This is a genomic window from cf. Phormidesmis sp. LEGE 11477 (assembly GCF_015207105.1).
Taxonomy (GTDB): Bacteria; Cyanobacteriota; Cyanobacteriia; order Phormidesmidales; family Phormidesmidaceae; genus Phormidesmis.
Map to the genome: position 1 here is coordinate 1 of NZ_JADEXO010000247.1, position 1,975 is coordinate 1,975.

Here is a 1,975-nt window from a genome sequence, read left to right on the forward strand (position 1 = left end):
CGCAAGACTTTCAGCGGCTGCACTTTGGTCTAGCGCAGAACCAGCAGGTAGAGCGGATTGAGGTGCGCTGGCCCAGCGACGTTGTGCAGGTGATAGAGAATGTCAACGTCAACCAGGTGCTGACTATCACTGAACAGTTATCTGACGGCGGTATCGTTGCTGATGGCCCTTTCAAAGCCACATCACAAGGTCGTTCGTTAGAGCTTACAAGCTTGGGTGACGATAGTGTGACGTTTGGATTTGACGATATAGATGTTGATCGAACGGGTCTAATCACTATTTTTAAGGTGAACGGCGGATCACGCACTCAAATTGGTAGCTTTTCCTTGCTTCAAGAAGGAGAGCCTAGTGGATTCTCGCCGCGCTTCTCGCTTTCTGGTGATGACATTGATGAGGGCGATGTTCTAGAGTTTGAAATCGTAGAGGATGGGGACACCCGTCGGGCGATCGCGACGGCCACAGAAACGGGTGCAACCTTGGACTTTGGTGGCGGTACCGTACTGTCCCTATCGCCTGTCGAAGATGACGTGGTTGACTACGTATCAGGTGATGGAGACGCACTAGATTTCTCTGGAACGGGCGGCGCTGATATTCGCTTTACAGTCTATAGAGAAGCCGCATTTGATAGCACTGTGGGCCTTTACCAGGTGGATAATCTCAACGGTGATATCACGGTTGGTAACCAGACTCTCAGCGTCGGTGATGCTGGGTACGAAGAGGCGGCCCTCGATCGAGCTGTATCTGATGTCAATCTTAAAACTGACGATGGCGATTCTGACGTCTTTACCGTTAGTGATCTAGATGGTCTCTATGGCACATTCATCACTGTAGTGAATAACGAAGCCGAAACTAGTCGATACTTCTCATATGAATCAGTAAATGCTGGGAGCGCTGATCATGTAAAATCCATCGGCAGTAATGCACTTGGATTCGAGGATCTACCAGGCTTGGGCGATGCTGATTTCGACGATATCGTTATTACCTTTGATACCGTTGCCAACACCATCGTGTAGAGAATATGCATAGTTCAATCCACGGGGCGTAATGAGAATTTTGGTTGAGGACTAGGAACGCCACCTACCACCATGTAGACGTCGCCGATGGTTTTATTTTTTTCTAGACCGTGACGTTGCGCGATCGCATTTTCCTGTTCGGCCCGCAATTCGGACTCTGTTTCTTGACGATTGTCGATCTCTTTCTAAATCCGACTAAACATCGTCTTTAAAACAATTGCAATTTCTCCTAACTCGTTTGAGCTAATCTGCTTTAAGCTACCAAATCCTGGCGAGCTTCCCTGTGCCGCAGCCTTTGCTGTCTCGTGGTTTATAACCATCGACGGTAAAGGAGATACGGGCGTAGCTGAAGAGAATATTTCCGGGCTAAAGTCTAGAGCTTCGCCTACACTGCCAACTAGCTGACCTTTGTTATCATGCAATGCGATTCCTTTAATCAAAGAGTCTTCTTTTAACCGGATTCAGCTTAAAATCTGGTGCTTAGGCATTCCAATTACAACATCTGCCTTTGTCGAATTCAGTACTTCTTATGATATTGTCTCTAACGATCGTAATGATTCGACTCGCTAGCGCAAATAGGAAGGCACAAACAAAACAGCTTCAATCACTACAATGCCTAGAAACACCCAGACTGTAATCTATCGTGAAAGTCGGGATTGAAGCTGCGTTGCCATAAGAGTTGTTGGATTGCATTCAGAAAGTCTTGCTGTACTTTCAGAGTGCCCGTAACTATGAAACGCAGGATTTCTATTCCAACCGAACACTGTGTCTAAGCGAGCAGCTTCACGGTACCTGGTACATTACCAAAGAGGATGTTCACCATCACATGAGATGCCTGAGGACAAAGTTGTTCGCTTTGCCAAGGCACCCTCTACGCACCCCAGAGACGATGCTCTTCAGCTCAATCTTAACAGGTCAGATTTTAGTTAGCTAGATCTTTGCGAGCTATGCCGCTACAAGCT

The 1,975-nt window shown here is 47.2% G+C and carries 3 protein-coding genes; 1 reads left to right on the forward strand and 2 read right to left on the reverse strand.

The genetic code is table 11. The annotated features are described in order from the left end of the window. Positions 1 to 1,013, forward strand: a 1,013-nt coding sequence (locus IQ256_RS29020) for an ASPIC/UnbV domain-containing protein (protein ID WP_193859149.1), incomplete at its 5' end; no start/stop codon positions are given. A gap of 14 nt (positions 1,014 to 1,027) precedes the next feature. On the opposite strand, the gene IQ256_RS29945 is transcribed toward IQ256_RS29020, so the two are convergent. Together IQ256_RS29945 and IQ256_RS29025 are read right to left on the reverse strand one after the other, a co-directional pair. Beyond that, positions 1,028 to 1,162, reverse strand: coding sequence for an adenylate/guanylate cyclase domain-containing protein (locus tag IQ256_RS29945; RefSeq protein WP_228025399.1), 135 nt, complete (start codon positions 1,160 to 1,162; stop codon positions 1,028 to 1,030). 36 nt (positions 1,163 to 1,198) lie between these two features. Then, positions 1,199 to 1,435, reverse strand: a complete 237-nt coding sequence (locus tag IQ256_RS29025) for a hypothetical protein (protein ID WP_193859150.1) — start codon at positions 1,433 to 1,435, stop codon at positions 1,199 to 1,201. Positions 1,436 to 1,975 lie beyond the last annotated feature (540 nt).